The organism is Methylobacterium sp. Gmos1 (genome assembly GCF_053764715.1).
On the sequence record NZ_JBSNCC010000002.1, the window covers coordinates 131447 to 146543 of the forward strand.

14 protein-coding genes are annotated in these 15097 nt (G+C 71.8%); 6 read left to right on the forward strand and 8 right to left on the reverse strand.

The annotated features are described in order from the left end of the window. Positions 1 to 532 precede the first annotated feature (532 nt). On the reverse strand, positions 533 to 1399 hold the full coding sequence (gene lptB / locus ACS5PV_RS03700; protein WP_455394021.1) for an LPS export ABC transporter ATP-binding protein: 867 nt from the start codon (positions 1397 to 1399) through the stop codon (positions 533 to 535). A gap of 221 nt (positions 1400 to 1620) precedes the next feature. Between lptB and ACS5PV_RS03705 the strand changes: the two genes are divergently transcribed. Further along, positions 1621 to 2865: an amidase gene (locus ACS5PV_RS03705; RefSeq protein WP_455394022.1), complete on the forward strand. Its 1245-nt coding sequence runs from the start codon at positions 1621 to 1623 to the stop codon at positions 2863 to 2865. 55 nt (positions 2866 to 2920) lie between these two features. On the opposite strand, the gene ACS5PV_RS03710 is transcribed toward ACS5PV_RS03705, so the two are convergent. From ACS5PV_RS03710 to ACS5PV_RS03730, 5 genes are all read right to left on the reverse strand, one after another. After that, complete coding sequence (locus ACS5PV_RS03710; protein ID WP_455394023.1) at positions 2921 to 5644, reverse strand: bifunctional diguanylate cyclase/phosphodiesterase; 2724 nt, start codon at positions 5642 to 5644, stop codon at positions 2921 to 2923. Between the two features lie 425 nt (positions 5645 to 6069). Then, complete coding sequence (locus ACS5PV_RS03715; RefSeq protein WP_455394024.1) at positions 6070 to 7356, reverse strand: NAD(P)/FAD-dependent oxidoreductase; 1287 nt, start codon at positions 7354 to 7356, stop codon at positions 6070 to 6072. Between the two features lie 31 nt (positions 7357 to 7387). Continuing rightward, the gene (locus ACS5PV_RS03720) at positions 7388 to 8119 is read right to left on the reverse strand and encodes an amino acid ABC transporter ATP-binding protein (protein WP_455394025.1); all 732 of its coding nucleotides are present in this window, start codon (positions 8117 to 8119) and stop codon (positions 7388 to 7390) included. Continuing rightward, positions 8116 to 8769 carry an amino acid ABC transporter permease gene (locus ACS5PV_RS03725; protein ID WP_455394026.1) on the reverse strand — a complete coding sequence of 218 codons (654 nt, stop codon included), beginning with the start codon at positions 8767 to 8769 and terminating at the stop codon, positions 8116 to 8118. The genes ACS5PV_RS03720 and ACS5PV_RS03725 overlap by 4 nt, the downstream gene beginning before the upstream one ends. Before the next feature lie 17 nt (positions 8770 to 8786). After that, entirely contained in the window at positions 8787 to 9566 is a 780-nt protein-coding gene (locus ACS5PV_RS03730) for an ABC transporter substrate-binding protein (protein ID WP_455394027.1), read from the reverse strand. Positions 9567 to 9668: 102 nt separating this feature from the next. Here ACS5PV_RS03730 and ACS5PV_RS03735 point away from each other — a divergent pair, with 102 nt between their 5' ends. Beyond that, entirely contained in the window at positions 9669 to 10304 is a 636-nt protein-coding gene (locus tag ACS5PV_RS03735; RefSeq protein ID WP_455394028.1) for a cupin domain-containing protein, read from the forward strand. A gap of 87 nt (positions 10305 to 10391) precedes the next feature. Next, positions 10392 to 11159, forward strand: coding sequence for an EAL domain-containing protein (locus ACS5PV_RS03740; protein WP_455394029.1), 768 nt, complete (start codon positions 10392 to 10394; stop codon positions 11157 to 11159). 24 nt (positions 11160 to 11183) lie between these two features. Here ACS5PV_RS03740 and ACS5PV_RS03745 read toward each other — a convergent pair whose 3' ends face one another. Further along, a complete protein-coding gene (locus ACS5PV_RS03745) occupies positions 11184 to 12143 on the reverse strand; it encodes a cell division protein FtsX (RefSeq protein WP_455394030.1) in 960 nt (319 codons plus the stop codon). A 147-nt stretch (positions 12144 to 12290) separates the two neighbouring features. Next, entirely contained in the window at positions 12291 to 13010 is a 720-nt protein-coding gene (ftsE, locus tag ACS5PV_RS03750) for a cell division ATP-binding protein FtsE (RefSeq protein ID WP_455394031.1), read from the reverse strand. A gap of 169 nt (positions 13011 to 13179) precedes the next feature. Between ftsE and ACS5PV_RS03755 the strand changes: the two genes are divergently transcribed. The 3 genes from ACS5PV_RS03755 to ACS5PV_RS03765 all read left to right on the forward strand — a co-directional run bounded on the left by ACS5PV_RS03755 (position 13180) and on the right by ACS5PV_RS03765 (position 15062). Next, positions 13180 to 13902, forward strand: a complete 723-nt coding sequence (locus ACS5PV_RS03755) for a zinc-ribbon domain-containing protein (RefSeq protein WP_455394032.1) — start codon at positions 13180 to 13182, stop codon at positions 13900 to 13902. Between the two features lie 20 nt (positions 13903 to 13922). Next, complete coding sequence (hpt, locus tag ACS5PV_RS03760) at positions 13923 to 14492, forward strand: hypoxanthine phosphoribosyltransferase (protein WP_455394033.1); 570 nt, start codon at positions 13923 to 13925, stop codon at positions 14490 to 14492. A gap of 189 nt (positions 14493 to 14681) precedes the next feature. Beyond that, on the forward strand, positions 14682 to 15062 hold the full coding sequence (locus ACS5PV_RS03765) for a response regulator (protein WP_455394034.1): 381 nt from the start codon (positions 14682 to 14684) through the stop codon (positions 15060 to 15062). Positions 15063 to 15097: the final 35 nt, after the last annotated feature.

Here is a 15097-nt window from a genome sequence, read left to right on the forward strand (position 1 = left end):
CCGTGCAACGCCCCGGGCCTCGCCGGGGTCGGCACAAGTCTTGCTTCAGACATCTGACAGCAGCTTTAAACCGAAGCGTGACACGCGTCAAAGCGATCGTGAAGGCCCGGCCGGCTGCGCGCGACGGTGGCGCAGGGCGGGGCCGGGCGCCGGTGCAAAGGAAGTGTGACGCCCTAGAAGATCTGGTTCCGCCGCAGGGTCACTGAAGGCCATCGAATTCCTGGCCCGGCACAATGCCGAAACGTCGTTTTGATGATCGCCTGTCGTCGCTACGTCATGGACAATCGTACGTCACGAAACCTTGTGCATGATGGCGTCTCGCGGTGGGCGACGGTCGATCGCCCTTCGTGACATCAACGTCTGTCGCCAGTCCGGGCTCCGCTGCGCGAGCCGGGCGCGAGGAGAGCGGATGTCCGATTCGTGCGGAGAGTTAATCCAACCTGTACGCGATCGCCAGGAGAACTTTTCCAGGAGCACTTTTCCAGGAGCATCGCTCGACGGGCACCCTTCGATCGCGGCCCGACACGCCGCGCTACAGCCGGAAATCCTCGCCCAGGTAGAGCCGCCGCACGTCCTCGTTCGCCACGATCTCGTCCGGCGTGCCCTCGGTGAGGATGCGGCCGGAATGGACGATGTAGGCCCGGTCGATCAGGCCCAGCGTCTCGCGCACGTTGTGGTCGGTGATGAGCACGCCGATGCCGCGGCCCTTGAGGTGCATCACCAGTTCCTGGATGTCGCCGACCGCGATCGGGTCGATGCCCGCGAAGGGCTCGTCGAGCAGCATGAAGGAGGGCGAGGAGGCGAGCGCCCGGGCGATCTCGCAGCGCCGCCGCTCGCCGCCCGAGAGCGCGATCGAGGGCGACTTGCGCAGGCGGGTGATGTTGAACTCGTCGAGGAGCGAATCGAGCTTGCGCTCGCGGGTCTTGCGGTCGGGCTCGACCACCTCGAGCACCGCCCGGATGTTGTCCTCGACGTTGAGGCCGCGGAAGATCGAGGCTTCCTGCGGCAGGTAGCCGATGCCGAGGCGCGCCCGCTGGTACATCGGCAGCCGGGTGATCTCCTGGCCGTCGAGGCTGATCGTGCCGCGATCGGCCGAGACCAGGCCGGTGATCATGTAGAAGATCGTCGTCTTGCCGGCGCCGTTGGGGCCGAGCAGGCCGACCGCCTCGCCGTTGCGCACGGTGAGGCCGGCATCGTGCACCACGGTGCGCGCGCCGTAGCTCTTCTTCAGCCCGGCCACCGCCAGGATGCCGGGGCCGCCAAAGCCCTCGGCGCCGCCCCGCTCCAGCGGCACGGCCTCGGCCCGGCGCCCACGGCCGAACAGGCGCCCGAGGCGCGAGACGGCCCGGGGCGCGGAGACAGCCTGGGCTTGCAAGGGCAGGGCGGAGGGAAAGGTCACGGGCGCACTCGCGAAGGAAGCCGGAGGTCCGGCGCCCCGCCGCGTCGGCCTGATCCGCCCCAGGCGGCCGTGCGGCGGGTGAACGGCGCCGGTTTAGCCGAAGCCGGGCCCCGGCCGCAACGCGCGCGAAGTCCGGCCGGTCCCCGCCTCGTGTTCTGGAACACACCACCACAATGCGCTTACAAAGTCGTTGACCCGACCCCTCCCGCCCGGACGGCCCGATGCTCTCGCTCCTCGACCTCTGCGCCCGAATCGATGCCGGCCGGCTGACGCCCGAGGGGGCGGTCGGCCTCGTGCGCGAGGCGATCGCGGCCCGCGAGCCGGAGGTCGGCGCCCTGGTCTGCGTCGATCCGGCGCCCGCCATCCCGGCGACGGGCCCGCTTTCCGGCATCGCGGTCGGGATCAAGGACATCATCGACACCGCCGACCTGCCGACCACCATGGGCTCGGGCATCTACGAGGGCTGGCGCCCGCGCGCCGACGCGCCGGTGGTGGCGCGGCTCAAGAACCTCGGCGCGGTGCCGCTCGCCAAGACCACCACCACGCCCTTCGCCTTCCTCGACCCCACCGCGACGCGCAACCCGCATAATCCCGGCCACACCCCCGGCGGCTCCTCGGCGGGGTCCGCCGCCGCGGTGGCGGCCGGGATGCTGCCGCTGGCGCTCGGCACCCAGACGGGCGGCTCGATCATCCGCCCGGCGGCGTTCTGCGGCGTCGTCGGGGTCAAGCCGTCGTTCAGGCTGCTGCCGACGGTGGGGGTGAAGTGCTATTCGTGGGCCCTCGACACCCTCGGCCTGTTCGCGGCCGGCGTCGCGGATGCCGCCCACGCGCTCGCGCTGCTCGCCGACCGGCCGGCCATCGCGCGCACAGGCGAGGCGGGCGCGCCCCGGATCGGGATCCTGCGCCAGGACTTCTGCGCCGCCCCCGAGCCGGAGGCGGAGTCAGCGCTCGCCCGGGCGGCGCAGGCCGCCGAGCGGGCCGGGGCGACGATCCGCGACCTCACCCTGCCGGCACCGTTCGGCGAGGCCTACGCCGTCCACGGCACGATCCAGGACTACGAGGCGCGACAGAGCCTCGCCTGGGAATACGCCGCCCACCGCGACGCCCTGCCGCCGCGCCTGCGCGCCGCCCTCGACGCGGCGCAAGGCATCGAGACCGCCGCCTACGACGGCGCCCGCCGCACCGCCCACCACGCCCGCCGCGGCCTGAAGGACGTGTTTTCCGAGAGCGGATGCGACGTGCTCCTGACCTACGCGGCGCCCGGTGCGGCGCCCGCCGGCCTCGACCATACGGGCGATTCGCGCTTCAACCGGCTCTGGACCCTGATGGGCGTGCCCTGCGTCACCCTGCCGGTCGAGCGGACGGGGGCCGGCCTGCCGGTCGGGGTGCAGGTGATCGCCCGGTTCGGCGACGACGGCCGGGCGCTGGCAGTGGCGGGGCTGATCGAGCGGGCGTTGCGGGAGTGAGAATCAGGCCGCCGCAACGTCGATCCGGATTGCCGATCATGTCGCGCGGCGCGAGTCATGCCGCCGCCGACACCCCTGCGCCGACCACCCCGGCCCCCGTCACCTCCCCCATCGGGCGGGGCCGGCCGAACAGGTAGCCCTGCAACTCGTCGCAGCCCGCCTCGCGCAGGATCGCGGCCTGTTCCTCGGTCTCGACGCCCTCGGCGAGCACGATCATGCCGAGCGCCTTGCCGAGGCCGACCGTGGCGCGGACGATCGCGGCGCTGCCGTCCTCCTGCCCGAGATCCTGCACGAAGCAGCGGTCGATCTTGATCTTGTCGAAGGGGAAGCGGCGCAGGTAGCTCAGGGAGGAGTAGCCGGTGCCGAAATCGTCCATCGCGGTGCCGACCCCGAGCGCCCGCAGGCGGTGCAGGATGGCGAGCGTCGCCTCGTCGTCCTGCAGCAGCACCGATTCGGTGATCTCGAGCTCGAGCCGTTCGGGCGGCAGGCCGCTCGCCGCGAGCGCGCCCATCACTTCCTCGACGAGGCCGTCGCCGACGAACTGCGCCGGGGAGAGGTTCACCGCCACCTTGACGTCGGCCGGCCAGCCGGCGGCATCCGTGCAGGCCCGGGCGAGCGCCCAGGCGCCGAGCCCGCGGATCTGCCCCGTCGTCTCGGCGATCGGGATGAACTCGCCCGGGCTGACGAAGCCCTCGCGCGGGTGGCGCCAGCGCAGCAGCGCCTCGCGAGCGCGCAGGGCCGACCCGTCGGCGGCGACGATCGGCTGGTAGTGGACCTCGAGCTGTCCCTCGGCCAGGGCACTGCGCAGGTCCGCGCCGAGCTGGCGGCGGCGTTGCAGGTCGGCATCCATCGCCGGATCGAAGAAGCGCCAGCCGTTCTTGCCCGCGGATTTCGCCTGGTAGAGCGCGACGTCGGCCCGGCGCAGCAGCTCGGCGGTGGTGGTGCCGCGCTCCTCCGTGGTCGCGAGACCGATCGAGGTGCCGATGGCGACCTCGTGGCCCTGGACATCGAAGGGCAGCCGCAGCAGCCGCACGATCCGCTCGGCGAGCGCCGCGATGCCGGCCGGGTGCGAGGGCGCGCAGCGGATCACCGCGAACTCGTCGCCGCCCAGGCGCCCGACGAGCGCCGTGCCGCCGACCGCCTCGCGCAGGCGCCGGGCGACGAGGCGCAGCAGCTCGTCGCCGACCGGGTGGCCGTGGGTGTCGTTGACCTCCTTGAAGCCGTCGAGGTCGAGGCAGAACACGCTCACCGTCTCGTCGGCCCGGCGCTCGGCGAGGGCCGCGTCGAGGCGCTCCTGCAACTGCGCGCGGTTCGGCAGCCCGGTCAGGGCGTCGTGCCCGGCCATGTGGGCGATGCGCGCCTCGTTGCGGCGGCGCTCGCTCACGTCCTCGTGGGTGCAGATCCAGCCGCCGCCCGGGACCGGCACGTGCACGACCGCGATGGCGCGCCCGTCGGTGAGGTCGCAGGTGAAGCTCGCCGGACCGCCGGCGACGATGCGGCGGCGGGCCGCCGCCGCCAGGCCGGCCCGGGTCCCGTCCGCCTCCAGGTGTTCGAGCAGCGCCGAGAGCGGCGTGCCCGCCCGGCGCAAGGACTCCGGCATGGCGTGCATCTCGGCGTAGCGCGCGTTCATCACGATCAGGCGGTCGTCGCGGTCGAACAGGCACAGGCCCTGGGTCATGTGGTCGAGGGCGACGCCGAAACTCGCCCGCTGGGCGCCGAGCTGCCGCTCGCCGCGCTCCCGCACCTCGGCGGCGGCCCGGGCGGCCTCCGCCTCGGCGAGCCGGGCCTGGGCGCGGGTCTGGCGCAGGGCGAGCAGGACCAGCCCGGCGAGGCCGAGATCGAGGAGCAGGGCGGCCGTACCGATGAGCCAGGCTTGCCGGTGCCACTCGGCGAGGCTCGCCTCCGCGGTGCGGCTGACGCTCAGGATCATCGGGTAGCGCGTCAGGGCGCGGGCGGCGGCGATGCGGTCGTGGCCGTCGATCGGGCTGCGGGTGCGGATCACCCCGCCGGCCGGATTCCTGAGTGCGATGCGCAGGGGCGCGGCGTCGGTGAAGCTGCGGCCGACGCTGCCCTCGCGCCGCGGGTACCGCACCAGGAGGGTGCCGTCGTCGCGGAAGACCGAGACGACGTAGTCGCGCGCCGGCGCGATCACCCCGTAGAGTCGCTCGAAGTAGCCGAGCTCGACCGCGCCGAGCACCAGGCCGAGGAAGGTCCCGTCCGGGGCACGGACCTTGCGGGCGATGTAGATCGTCCACACCCCGTCGCCGCGGTTCTGCACCGGCCGACTGATGAAGCGGTCGAGGGCGGGATCGGCCGCCAGGGCCTTGAAGTAGTCCCGGTCGGCGATGTTGACCGTCGGGATCGGCCAGTAGCGGCTGAAGTTCAGGAGGTTGCCGCGGTGGTCGATCACCGTGACGGCGTTCACCTGCGGCAGCGCGGCGATGCGCGACTTCAACGCCTCGTGCAGCGATTCCCGACTCGCGACGTCGGCATAGTCCTCGTCGCTCGTCACCCGTGCGCTGCGGAACTCGCCGATCACCGTGTCCTGGACCAGCTCGATCGATTGCAGCGCCCGGTCGGCCTGATCGGCCAGGACGGTGGAGAGGCCGACGAGGCCGTGCTCGGTCTCCGCGACCGCGTGGTCGTGAAGGTTGCGCACGAGGAGCCCGGCCCCGGCCGCGATCAGCCCCGCCAGCAGGCCGGCGGAGACCGCCACCCTGCGGAAGGAGCGGCGGCGTGGGGCCCCGATGGGCCGCAAGAGGCTGGTCGTCGGGTCCACAGCTCTCGTCTAGTCGAAGCGAACGCGCAGATGCGACGTGTATGCGCCCGCAGGCTTAAGGAGCCATGAAGCCGCGGGCCGGAACTCGCCGATGGAGCGGATCGAGCATCGGACCTCGACCTTCGAGGATGCGGGGATTGTTTCTCCTCGATTGCGCCCGGTTGGCGCCCAATGGCCCGGACGCATCGTCGCCGCGCGAGGACATACACTCTGGCGGCTTCGACAGGGCAATCTCGCACCCGGTCGGTGCGGCGGCAGACAGATGTCGTCCAGGTTCGATCAAATAGTCCCGCCTCGGACGACCGCTCTCCGCGGCACCCCGATCGGATCGGAAGGACGGCGCGAGAAGCCGGGCCGTCACGCGAGAGCGCCCGGGGGACGCGCCGCGACAATTCTCGCTTGCTATTCCGGCATTTGCCGCACCGTCACAGCCCCCCGTCCTGCAGCCGGTACCAGGCCACCACCGCCGAGGCGTAGAGCCGGTGCAGCCCATGCAGCGGCAGCGGCGTGATCGGCGTGGGGCCGAGCGGCAGGGCGTCGGCGTCGTCGCGGGCGATGAAGGCGGCGATCGCCTGGCCCATGCGGGTCTGGAGGCCGACGCCGCGGCCCTGGCAGCCGATGTCGATGAGGAGGCCGGGCTCGGGGGCGTGCAGGTGGGGCAGGTAGTCCCGGGTGACCGCGACCCGGCCGCACCAGCGATGGTCGAAGCCGATGCCGGCGAGCTGCGGAAACAGTTTCGGGACGATCCGCTCCAGATGCGACCAGTCGCCCTGCCCCCTCGGCTCGCGGAACGGCCCGCGCCCGCCGAGCAGCAGCCGGCCGGTATGGTCGAGGCGGAAGTAGAGCAGGAGCTTGCGGGTGTCGGAGGAGACCTGGCCCTCGGGCAGGACGCTGCGGCGCAGGTTGTCGGAGAGCGGCGTGGTCGCGACCTGGAACGAGTTCGCCGCGATGATCGTCCGGCGCAAGGTCGGCCACAGGTCGCCCGAGTAGCCGTTGGTGCACAGGACCACCCGCTCGGTGGCGAGGCTCGGGCCGGCTGCCGTCCGCACCGTCCAGGTCGCGCCCTGCCGCGACAGGCCGGTGACGGGCGAATCGGTGTGGATCCGAGCTCCGGCGGCGAGCGCGGCGCGGGCGAGGCCGCGGGCGTAGGAGAGCGGCTGCACCGCGCCGCCGCGCCCGTCGAGCCAGCCGCCGAGATAGCGCTCGGAGCCGATCAGCCGGGCGGCCTCGGCCTTGTCGAGGAGGCGGGCGGGCGCACCGCGGCGCGCCCATTGCTCCGCCCGGCGCCCGGCCTGGACCAGCCCCGCTTCGGTGTGCGCGCCCTGGATCCAGCCGGTGCGGGTGTGGGGCACGTCCATCCGGTGCTTGGCGATGAGGTCGAACACCGCGTCGGCGGTGCCGGCCCCGAACGCGGCGAGGCGCTCGCCGCGCTCAGGTCCGAACATCCGCACCAGTTCGTCGGGATCGTGCTTGAGGCCCGGGATCACCTGTCCGCCGTTGCGGCCCGAGCCGCCGAAGCCGATCTCGCGCGCCTCCAGGACCACCGGCCTCACACCGGCTTCCGCGAGGTGGAGCGCCGTCGACAGGCCGCAGAAGCCACCGCCGATCACCACCACGTCGGCCCGGCCGGATTCGGCGAGCGGGGCGGTGGCGGGCGCAGGCGCGGCGGTGGTGGCCCAGAGGGCGGGGGCAAGCGGGAAGGGTTCGGTCATGAGATCGGGAGAGCCTGGAATCGACGGCGCGTCACAGCGGGTTCAGCACCCGCCTCAGGAAGTCCTGGGTGCGGGGCTGCTGCGGGCGGCCCAGCACCTCGCGGGCCACGCCCTCCTCGACGATCACGCCGCCGTCGAGGAAGAGCACCCGGTCGGCGACCTCGCGGGCAAAGCTCATCTCGTGGGTGACGACCACCATGGTCATCCCCTCCTCGGCGAGCCCGCGCATGACGCCCAGGACCTCGCCGACGAGTTCCGGGTCGAGGGCCGAGGTCGGCTCGTCGAACAGGATCGCGTCGGGCCGCATGGCGAGCGCCCGGGCGATGGCGACCCGCTGCTGCTGCCCGCCAGAGAGCTTCTGCGGGTGAGCCTCCTCCTTGCCGGAGAGCCCGACCCGGGCGAGCAGCGCCCGGCCGCGCTCGGTCGCCTCCCGGCGGTCCTCGCCCTTCACGTAGATCGGCCCCTCGACGACGTTCTCGAGCGCCGTGCGGTGGGGAAACAGGTTGAAGCGCTGGAACACCATCGAGACCTGGACCCGCACCGCCCGGATCGAGCGGTGGCTGCGGTCGACCTTGCGGCCGTTCACGGTGATCGTGCCGGAATCGTAGGATTCGAGGCCGTTGATGCAGCGCAGCACCGTCGACTTGCCCGAGCCCGACGGCCCGATCACGCAGACCACCTCGCCCTTCGCGACCCCGGCCGAGATGCCCTTCAGCACCTCCAGCGCGCCGTAGGACTTGCGGACGTCGTGGAGCGCGATCATCGCCGGCCGGCCTGCTTCTCGAAATGGCGCACGATCAGGATCAAGGGCAGGCTCAGGGTCAGGTACATCAGCGCGACGAGGGTGAACACGCTGGTGTTCTTGAACGTCGCCGAGGCGATGAGCTTGCCTTGCAGCGCCAGCTCCGCCACCGTGATGGTCGAGGCCTGCGAGGAATCCTTCAGCATCATGATCATCACGTTGCCGAAGGGCGGCAGCGCGGTGCGGAAGGCCTGCGGCAGCAGCACCCGCCGCATCGTCAGCCCCCAGCCCATGCCGATGGTCTGCGCCGCCTCGACCTGGCCCTTGTCGATCGCCTCGATGGCCGCGCGGAAGTTCTCGGCCTGATAGGCCGAGTAGGCCAGCCCCAGGCCCAGCACGCCCGCCTGCACCGCCGACAGCGACAGCCCGAAATCCGGCAGCACGAAGTAGATGTAGAACAGCTGCACGATGATCGGGATGCCCCGGATCACGTTGATGAAGGTCGCGGCGAAGAACGAGAGGGCGCGTACCCCTGAGACCCGCATCATCGCCCAGACGAGCCCGAGCGCGGTCGAGACCACGAGCGAGCCGACCGTGATGAGGATCGTCAGCCACACGCCCTGGAGCAGGATCGGCACGAACTCGCGGGCGTCAGACAGGAAGCTGTCCACGGGACAGGCTTACCCGCTCAGGACGGGTTCACGGAGGGCTGGAGGCCCCACTTCTCCAGGATACGCGCGAGCTCGCCGTTCTCCTTGATCTTGGCGAGCCCGGCGTTGATCTTGGCGAGGAGCGCGGTGTCGTCCTTGCGCACGCCGATGCCGACCGAGCCGACGACGACCGGCTTGTACGAGGCGACGAGGTGGGCGTTGGGGAAGTTGCCGCTCTTGAGGTTGTAGGCGATGATCGGCGAATCGGCGAAGATCGCCTTGACCCGGCCGGCATTGACGTCGCGCAGCATGTCCGGGAACGTGTCGTAGACCTTCACGTCGGCGAACTGGCCCGACTTCTTGAGCGCGTCGACGAAGGCGGTGCCGACCTGCGCGCCCACCGTCTCGCCCTTGAGGTCGGCGAAGGCGGTGTAGGCCTTGGTGTCGGCCTTGGGCACCACCATCCCCTCGCCATAGGAATAGACCGGCCCTGAGAACGCGATCACCTCCTGGCGCGGGGCTGTGATGAACATCGCGGCCGAGATCGCGTCGATCTTCTTGGCGGTCAGCGCGGCGATCAGGGTCGAGAACTGGAACGGCTCGATTTGCACCGAGAAGCCGGCCTGCTTGCCGATGGCGGTGATGACGTCCACCATCACGCCCTGGATGGTGTTGGTCTTGGTGTCGAGGAAGGTGAAGGGGACGCCCGTCGGCGTCGAGCCGACCCGGACCGTATCCTGCGCGAGCGCGGGGCGGGCGAGGGCGGAGCCTGCGAGCAGCACCAGGGCCGCGCCCGCGGCCCGAACGAGACGCTTCATCCTCTTCTCCCCCTGCCAGTTCCGTGCGGTTCACCGCTCGAATTTCATTGACATGAACATCAGGCCATATTTCGCTGCCTCCCGCAATCGAATTTCATGCGCATGAAACAGGCGGCAGATCGACCACGAAACGGGCAGGAAGACCACCAGCGTGATGGGCCGGTGGCGGCCGATCTCGCGGTCGGGCAGCGGCTGCGCCGTTTACGCCAGGCACGCGGCCTGTCGCTGAAGGCGGTGGCAGGGACGACCGGGCTGTCGATCGGCTATCTCAGCCAGGTCGAGCGCGGCCTGTCCTCGCCGTCGCTGCGGGTATTGACGCAGGTGGCCGACCTCCTCGGGGTCGGGCTCAATGCGCTGTTCGAGGGCCCCGAGGGCGCCGAGCCCGACGGGATCGTCACCCGGGCCGGCGAACGGGCGGCGCTCACGCTCTGGCGCGCCGGCATCACCAAGCAGTTGCTGACCCAGGGCGACGGAACCTTGAGCCTGTTCCTGATGCAGCTCGCGCCCGCGTCCGGCACCGGCGACGAGGCCCTGGTCCATGACGGCGAGGAGGCCGGGCTGGTGATGGAGGGCGCCCTCGTCCTCACGGTGGAGGAGACGACGGCGGAACTCGGGCCCGGCGACAGCTTCCGCTTCGCCAGCCGGCGCCCGCACCGCTACCGCAACCCCTCCCCCGACCGGATCGCCGTGGTGCTGTGGGTCAACGCCGTGCCGCGGGCGGGAGATCAAGGAAAATAAACCTAAATCCCGCATTCGCGGCGCCGGTTTCATATTGCGTGAAGATAACTGCGGGAGTGTATCCGCCGACGAAACCGGACCGGTATCATGCAGAAGCGCAGCGGGTGCGACCAGTGCAGGAGCGGCGAGCCGCTGCCCTTCACCTTCACGATGGCGTTCCACCCGATCGTGGACCTCGAGAGAGGAGATATCTGGGGCTACGAGGCCCTGGTGCGCGGCACCGAGGGGCAGGGCGCAGGCTACATCCTCGGCCAGGTCGACGACGGAAACCGCTACCGCTTCGACCAGGCCTGCCGCACCAAGGCGATCGAGCTCGCCGGCGGGCTGTTTCCGGCCGGCGACGTGCGGCTGTCGATCAACTTCCTGCCGAACGCGGTCTACGAGCCGGCGGCCTGCATCCGGGCGACCCTGGAGGCGGCGCGCCGCATCGGATTTTCGCACCAGCGGATCATGTTCGAGTTCACCGAGAACGAGCGCATGACCGACGTCGCCCACGTCCAGCGCATCATCACCGATTACCGCCAGCGCGGCTTCCTCACGGCGCTGGACGATTTCGGCGCCGGCTACGCGGGTCTCGGGCTGCTGGCGCGCTTCCAGCCCGACCTCATCAAGCTCGACATGGAGCTGATCCGCGGCATCGCCGAATCGCCGGCCCGGCGGGCGATCGTGTCGGGGGTGATCGGCATTGCCCGGGCGCTCGGCATCGCGGTGATCGCCGAGGGGATCGAGACGCCCGACGAGCTCGCAGCCCTGCGCGAGGCCGGCATCACCCTGTTCCAGGGCTACCTGTTCGCCCGGCCGACGGTGGCGGCCCTGCCGGAGCTGAGCCTGCCGGGGTTGCGCCAGGCGGCGTGACCGCCCGGCCCGCGCCGCCAGTCGCTAATCGAGGAACCGCCGCACGGTGAGGCGCGAGACCACCGCGGTGACGACCGAGGCGATGACCCCGATCAGCACCACGCTGGCATAGCCGCGCCAGCCGATGGCGAAGCCGCCGAACAGCGCCTCGATCTCGTCGCCCGCGGGCCCGGCGCGCCAGACCCGGGCGAGCGCGCCGCCGGCGCCGATCACCGCCAGCGCCGCCACAGCCCCGATCGCCCCGCCGCGCAAGCCCAGGCGGAAGAAGCGGCGCTGGAACTCCCGGGCGATGAAGTCGGCGTCGGCGCCGACGAAGTGCAGCACCTCGACCACCTCGCGGTTGCCCGCCATCGCCCCGCGGGTCGCGAAGGTGACGGCGAGCCCGGTGGCGAGCAGCACCAGGGCCACGATCGCCACGCCGACGCCGACCACGGTGTTCGCCATGGTCGAGAGGCGCGAGAGCCAGAGCGCGTGGTCGTCGAGGCTCGCCACCCCCGGCAGGGCCTCGGCGAGGCGCTGGCGCAGGGCGCCGAGGTCGGGGGTGCCGGCGCCCAGCCGCACCGTGATGAGCCGCGGCACCGGCAGGTCGCCGAGGTCGAGGCCGCTGCCGAGCCAGGGTTCGAGCAGGCGCTCGGATTCCGCCTTGGTGAAGGGCCGCGTCGAGGCGATGCCCGGGGTGCCGGCCGCGAGCGAGGCCGCCTTGGCGACGTCGGCGTCGGTGTCGCGGCCCGGCCCCGGCCGGACCTGGATCGTCACCTCCTGGGCCACCGAGCCCTGCCACTGCGCCGCGCTCGAGGCGACGATCTCGGCGCCCCCGGCGCAGAGCGCGGCGAGGAAGGTCAGGATCGCGATCACCGCGGCGAGCGCCCGGCCGGCGCTGGTGTCGGTCGGCACCAGGGCGGCGTTGCGGCGCAAGGTCGGCGGCAGGTCGGGGCCGGGCGCCTCGCGCCGCGGCGCCCGTTCCAGGGTGGCGGCCTCAGACATGGCGCGCCTCCCCGCGGCTCATGCGATGTCCGGACGATCGGTTCGGACATCGCATGAGCGAGCCGGCGCGGCGCCTGGGCGAAGCCGGTTTCCGCATCGCGAATGCGATCCGACCGGATCGCCCGAAGCGATCAATCGGAAACTGTCTCATCCCTCGATCCGCAGGCGGTTGTTGCCCAGGACGAACCGGCGCGCGTCGACGAGGTCCATCAGGGCGAAGTCGTGGGTGGCGATCAGCACCGAGGTGCCGAGGCGGTTGAGCTCGACGAACAGGCGCAGGAGGCGCCGGCCGAGCTGGGGGTCGACGTTGCCGGTCGGCTCGTCGGCGAGCAGGAGCTCCGGCCGGGCGATCAGCGCCCGGGCGATCGCCGCGCGCTGCTTCTCGCCGCCCGACAGCAGCGGCGGCAGCACGTGCATGCGCTCGCCGAGGCCCACCCAGCGCAGGAGTTCCACCACCTCGGCCCGGTAGCTCGTCTCGGCCCGGCCCTGGACGCGCAGGGGCAGGGCGACGTTCTCGTAGGTGGTGAGGTGGTCGAGCAGGCGGAAATCCTGGAACACCACGCCCATGCGGCGGCGCAAGCTCGTCAGCGCGCCGCTCGAGATGCCGCTCACCTCCTCGCCGAACACCGAGACGAGGCCCCGGCTCGGCCGCACCGAGAGCAGGATCAGGCGCAGCAGCGTCGTCTTGCCGGCGCCCGAGGGGCCGGTGAGGAACTGGAACGAGTGCGGCGCGATGGTGAAGCTGATGTCGCTCAGGACCTCGGGGCCGACCCCGTAGCGCATCCCGACATTCTCGAACCGGACCACCGGCTCGTCCATCCCGCCGAGCAGGCTGCTTCCGGTCCCCCGGTCCTTTCTCGCGTCCATCCGGTCTCCATGCGCGCCGGTCCCCAAGGTCCGCATCGCTCGTTCGAGGTCGCTCGGCGCGCGCCATTTGACGGCAAGGCCCCGGCGATCCGCGCCGCTTTACCATGCATTAAGGCTGTCGCGGGAGGAGTCGTGGTCCGGCCTCGGTGCCGCGCCCGACTGATTCGCCATGCTGATCGTCTGTCCCGCCTGCGCAAGCGAATATACGCTCGATCCCGAGCAGATCGGCCCCGCGGGGCGCACCGTGCGCTGCGCGGCCTGCCGCGAGCCGTGGTTCGTCGCCGCTCCCAGCCCGGAGCCGGACACCGCGCTCTCGCCCCCCGGCGAGGCGGTGTTCTCCGCCGCCGGAACCAGCCCGCCCCGCCGCGCCGGGGCCCGGGCCGCGAAGGCCGCCGCCGCCGGGCGGCCGTCGCGCCGGCGCCTCGCCGGGGCGGCGCTCGTGCTCGCAGGGATCGCGGCTTTCGTGCTCGCCATGCTGCCGGCGGGGCGGGCCGGGATCGTGCGCGCCCTGCCCTCGACCGCCCGGCTCTATGCCGGGCTCGGCCTGCCGGTGAACCTGCGCGGCCTCGCCTTCCGGGACGTCGCCGCCTACCAGGTGCCCGACGCCTCCGGCAGCGGCCGCCTCGTGGTCGAGGGCGACCTGGTGAGCGCGTCGAAGGATGCCGTACCGGTGCCGCCCCTGCGCATCGAGCTGCGCGACGCGCACGGCCAGGTCGTCTACCGCTGGACCGCCGCGGCGCCGCGCGACCGGCTCGAGCCCGAGGAATCCGCCCGCTTCCGGGCCGAGCTGCCGAATGCGCCGGCCAAGGGGCGCGACGTGCTGGTCCGCTTTGCCGCGGTTGACAGCGGGGATTCTGCCGTCAGCCTGGGGGCTGCGACGAACCCTAAGTGAATCCTAAAAGACCGAGATCGATGAACCCTCCCCTGCCCCGCGTCCGCGTCCTCTTCGACGAATCCGCCATCGCGCAGCGCAACGAGGAGATCGCCCGCGCCATCGCGAGCCAGCCGCTGGAGAACCTCCTGGTGGTGGCGGTGCTCAAGGGCAGCTTCATGTTCGCCGCCGACCTGATCCGGGCGCTGCACCGGGCGGGGCTGGCGCCGCAGGTCGAGTTCATCCACCTGTCGAGCTACCGCGCCGCCACGGTGTCGTCGGGCCAGGTGGCGATCCTGCGCGACGTCGAGAGCGAGGTGCGCGGGCGCGACGTGCTCCTGATCGACGACATCCTCGAATCCGGCCGCACCCTCGTCTACGCCAAGGACCTCCTGATGGCCCGCGGCGCGCGGCGCGTGCTCACCACCGTGCTCTTGGAGAAGCCCGGCAAGCGCGCGGTGACGATGGATGCCGACTACGTCGGCTTCACCTGCCCGGACGTGTTCGTGGTCGGCTACGGCATGGACGTCGCCCACGCCTTCCGGCAGCTGCCCTTCGTCGGCCTCGTCGATTACGGCGATGGCGGGCCGGACCTGTTCGACGAGGCTTGAGGGTTTCTAAGGCTCGGGCAGCGGCTCCGGGGCCCGGAGCGGTTGCGCGTTTGCAACGCCGGCGCGCCGCGATCCGGAAAGCGACACGAAATCGGAACCTTAGCTGCCGCAACGACTTGACCCGATGCGGCGGGGCCCGTCAGATTTGGCCGTGTCCGCGCGGTTTTCGGACCGGAGAGACGAGAGGACATGGCGCGCATCCTGCTGGTCGACGACGAGGAACCGATCCGCGGCTTCCTGAAGCGCGGGCTGGAGATGGACGGCCACACGGTCGTGACGGCGGTCGATGGCAGCGACGGTCTCGACCGGCTGTCCGAGACCGCGTTCGACCTGATGCTGACCGACATCCGGATGCCGCTGATGGACGGCATCGCCCTGGCGCTCGCCGCCAAGCGCGACCACCCGGACCTGACGATCCTGCTGATGACGGGCTTCGCCGACCAGCGCGAGCGCGCCCGCGGCCTCGACGCGATCGTCGCCGACGTGCTGACGAAGCCCTTCACCCTCGCCGACATGCGCGCCACCGTGTCCCGCACCCTGCGCGGCGCCGGGGTCGTGGCGGCGCGGTGAAGCCGTAGGCTTTACACGTCTGAGCGAAGCCGACT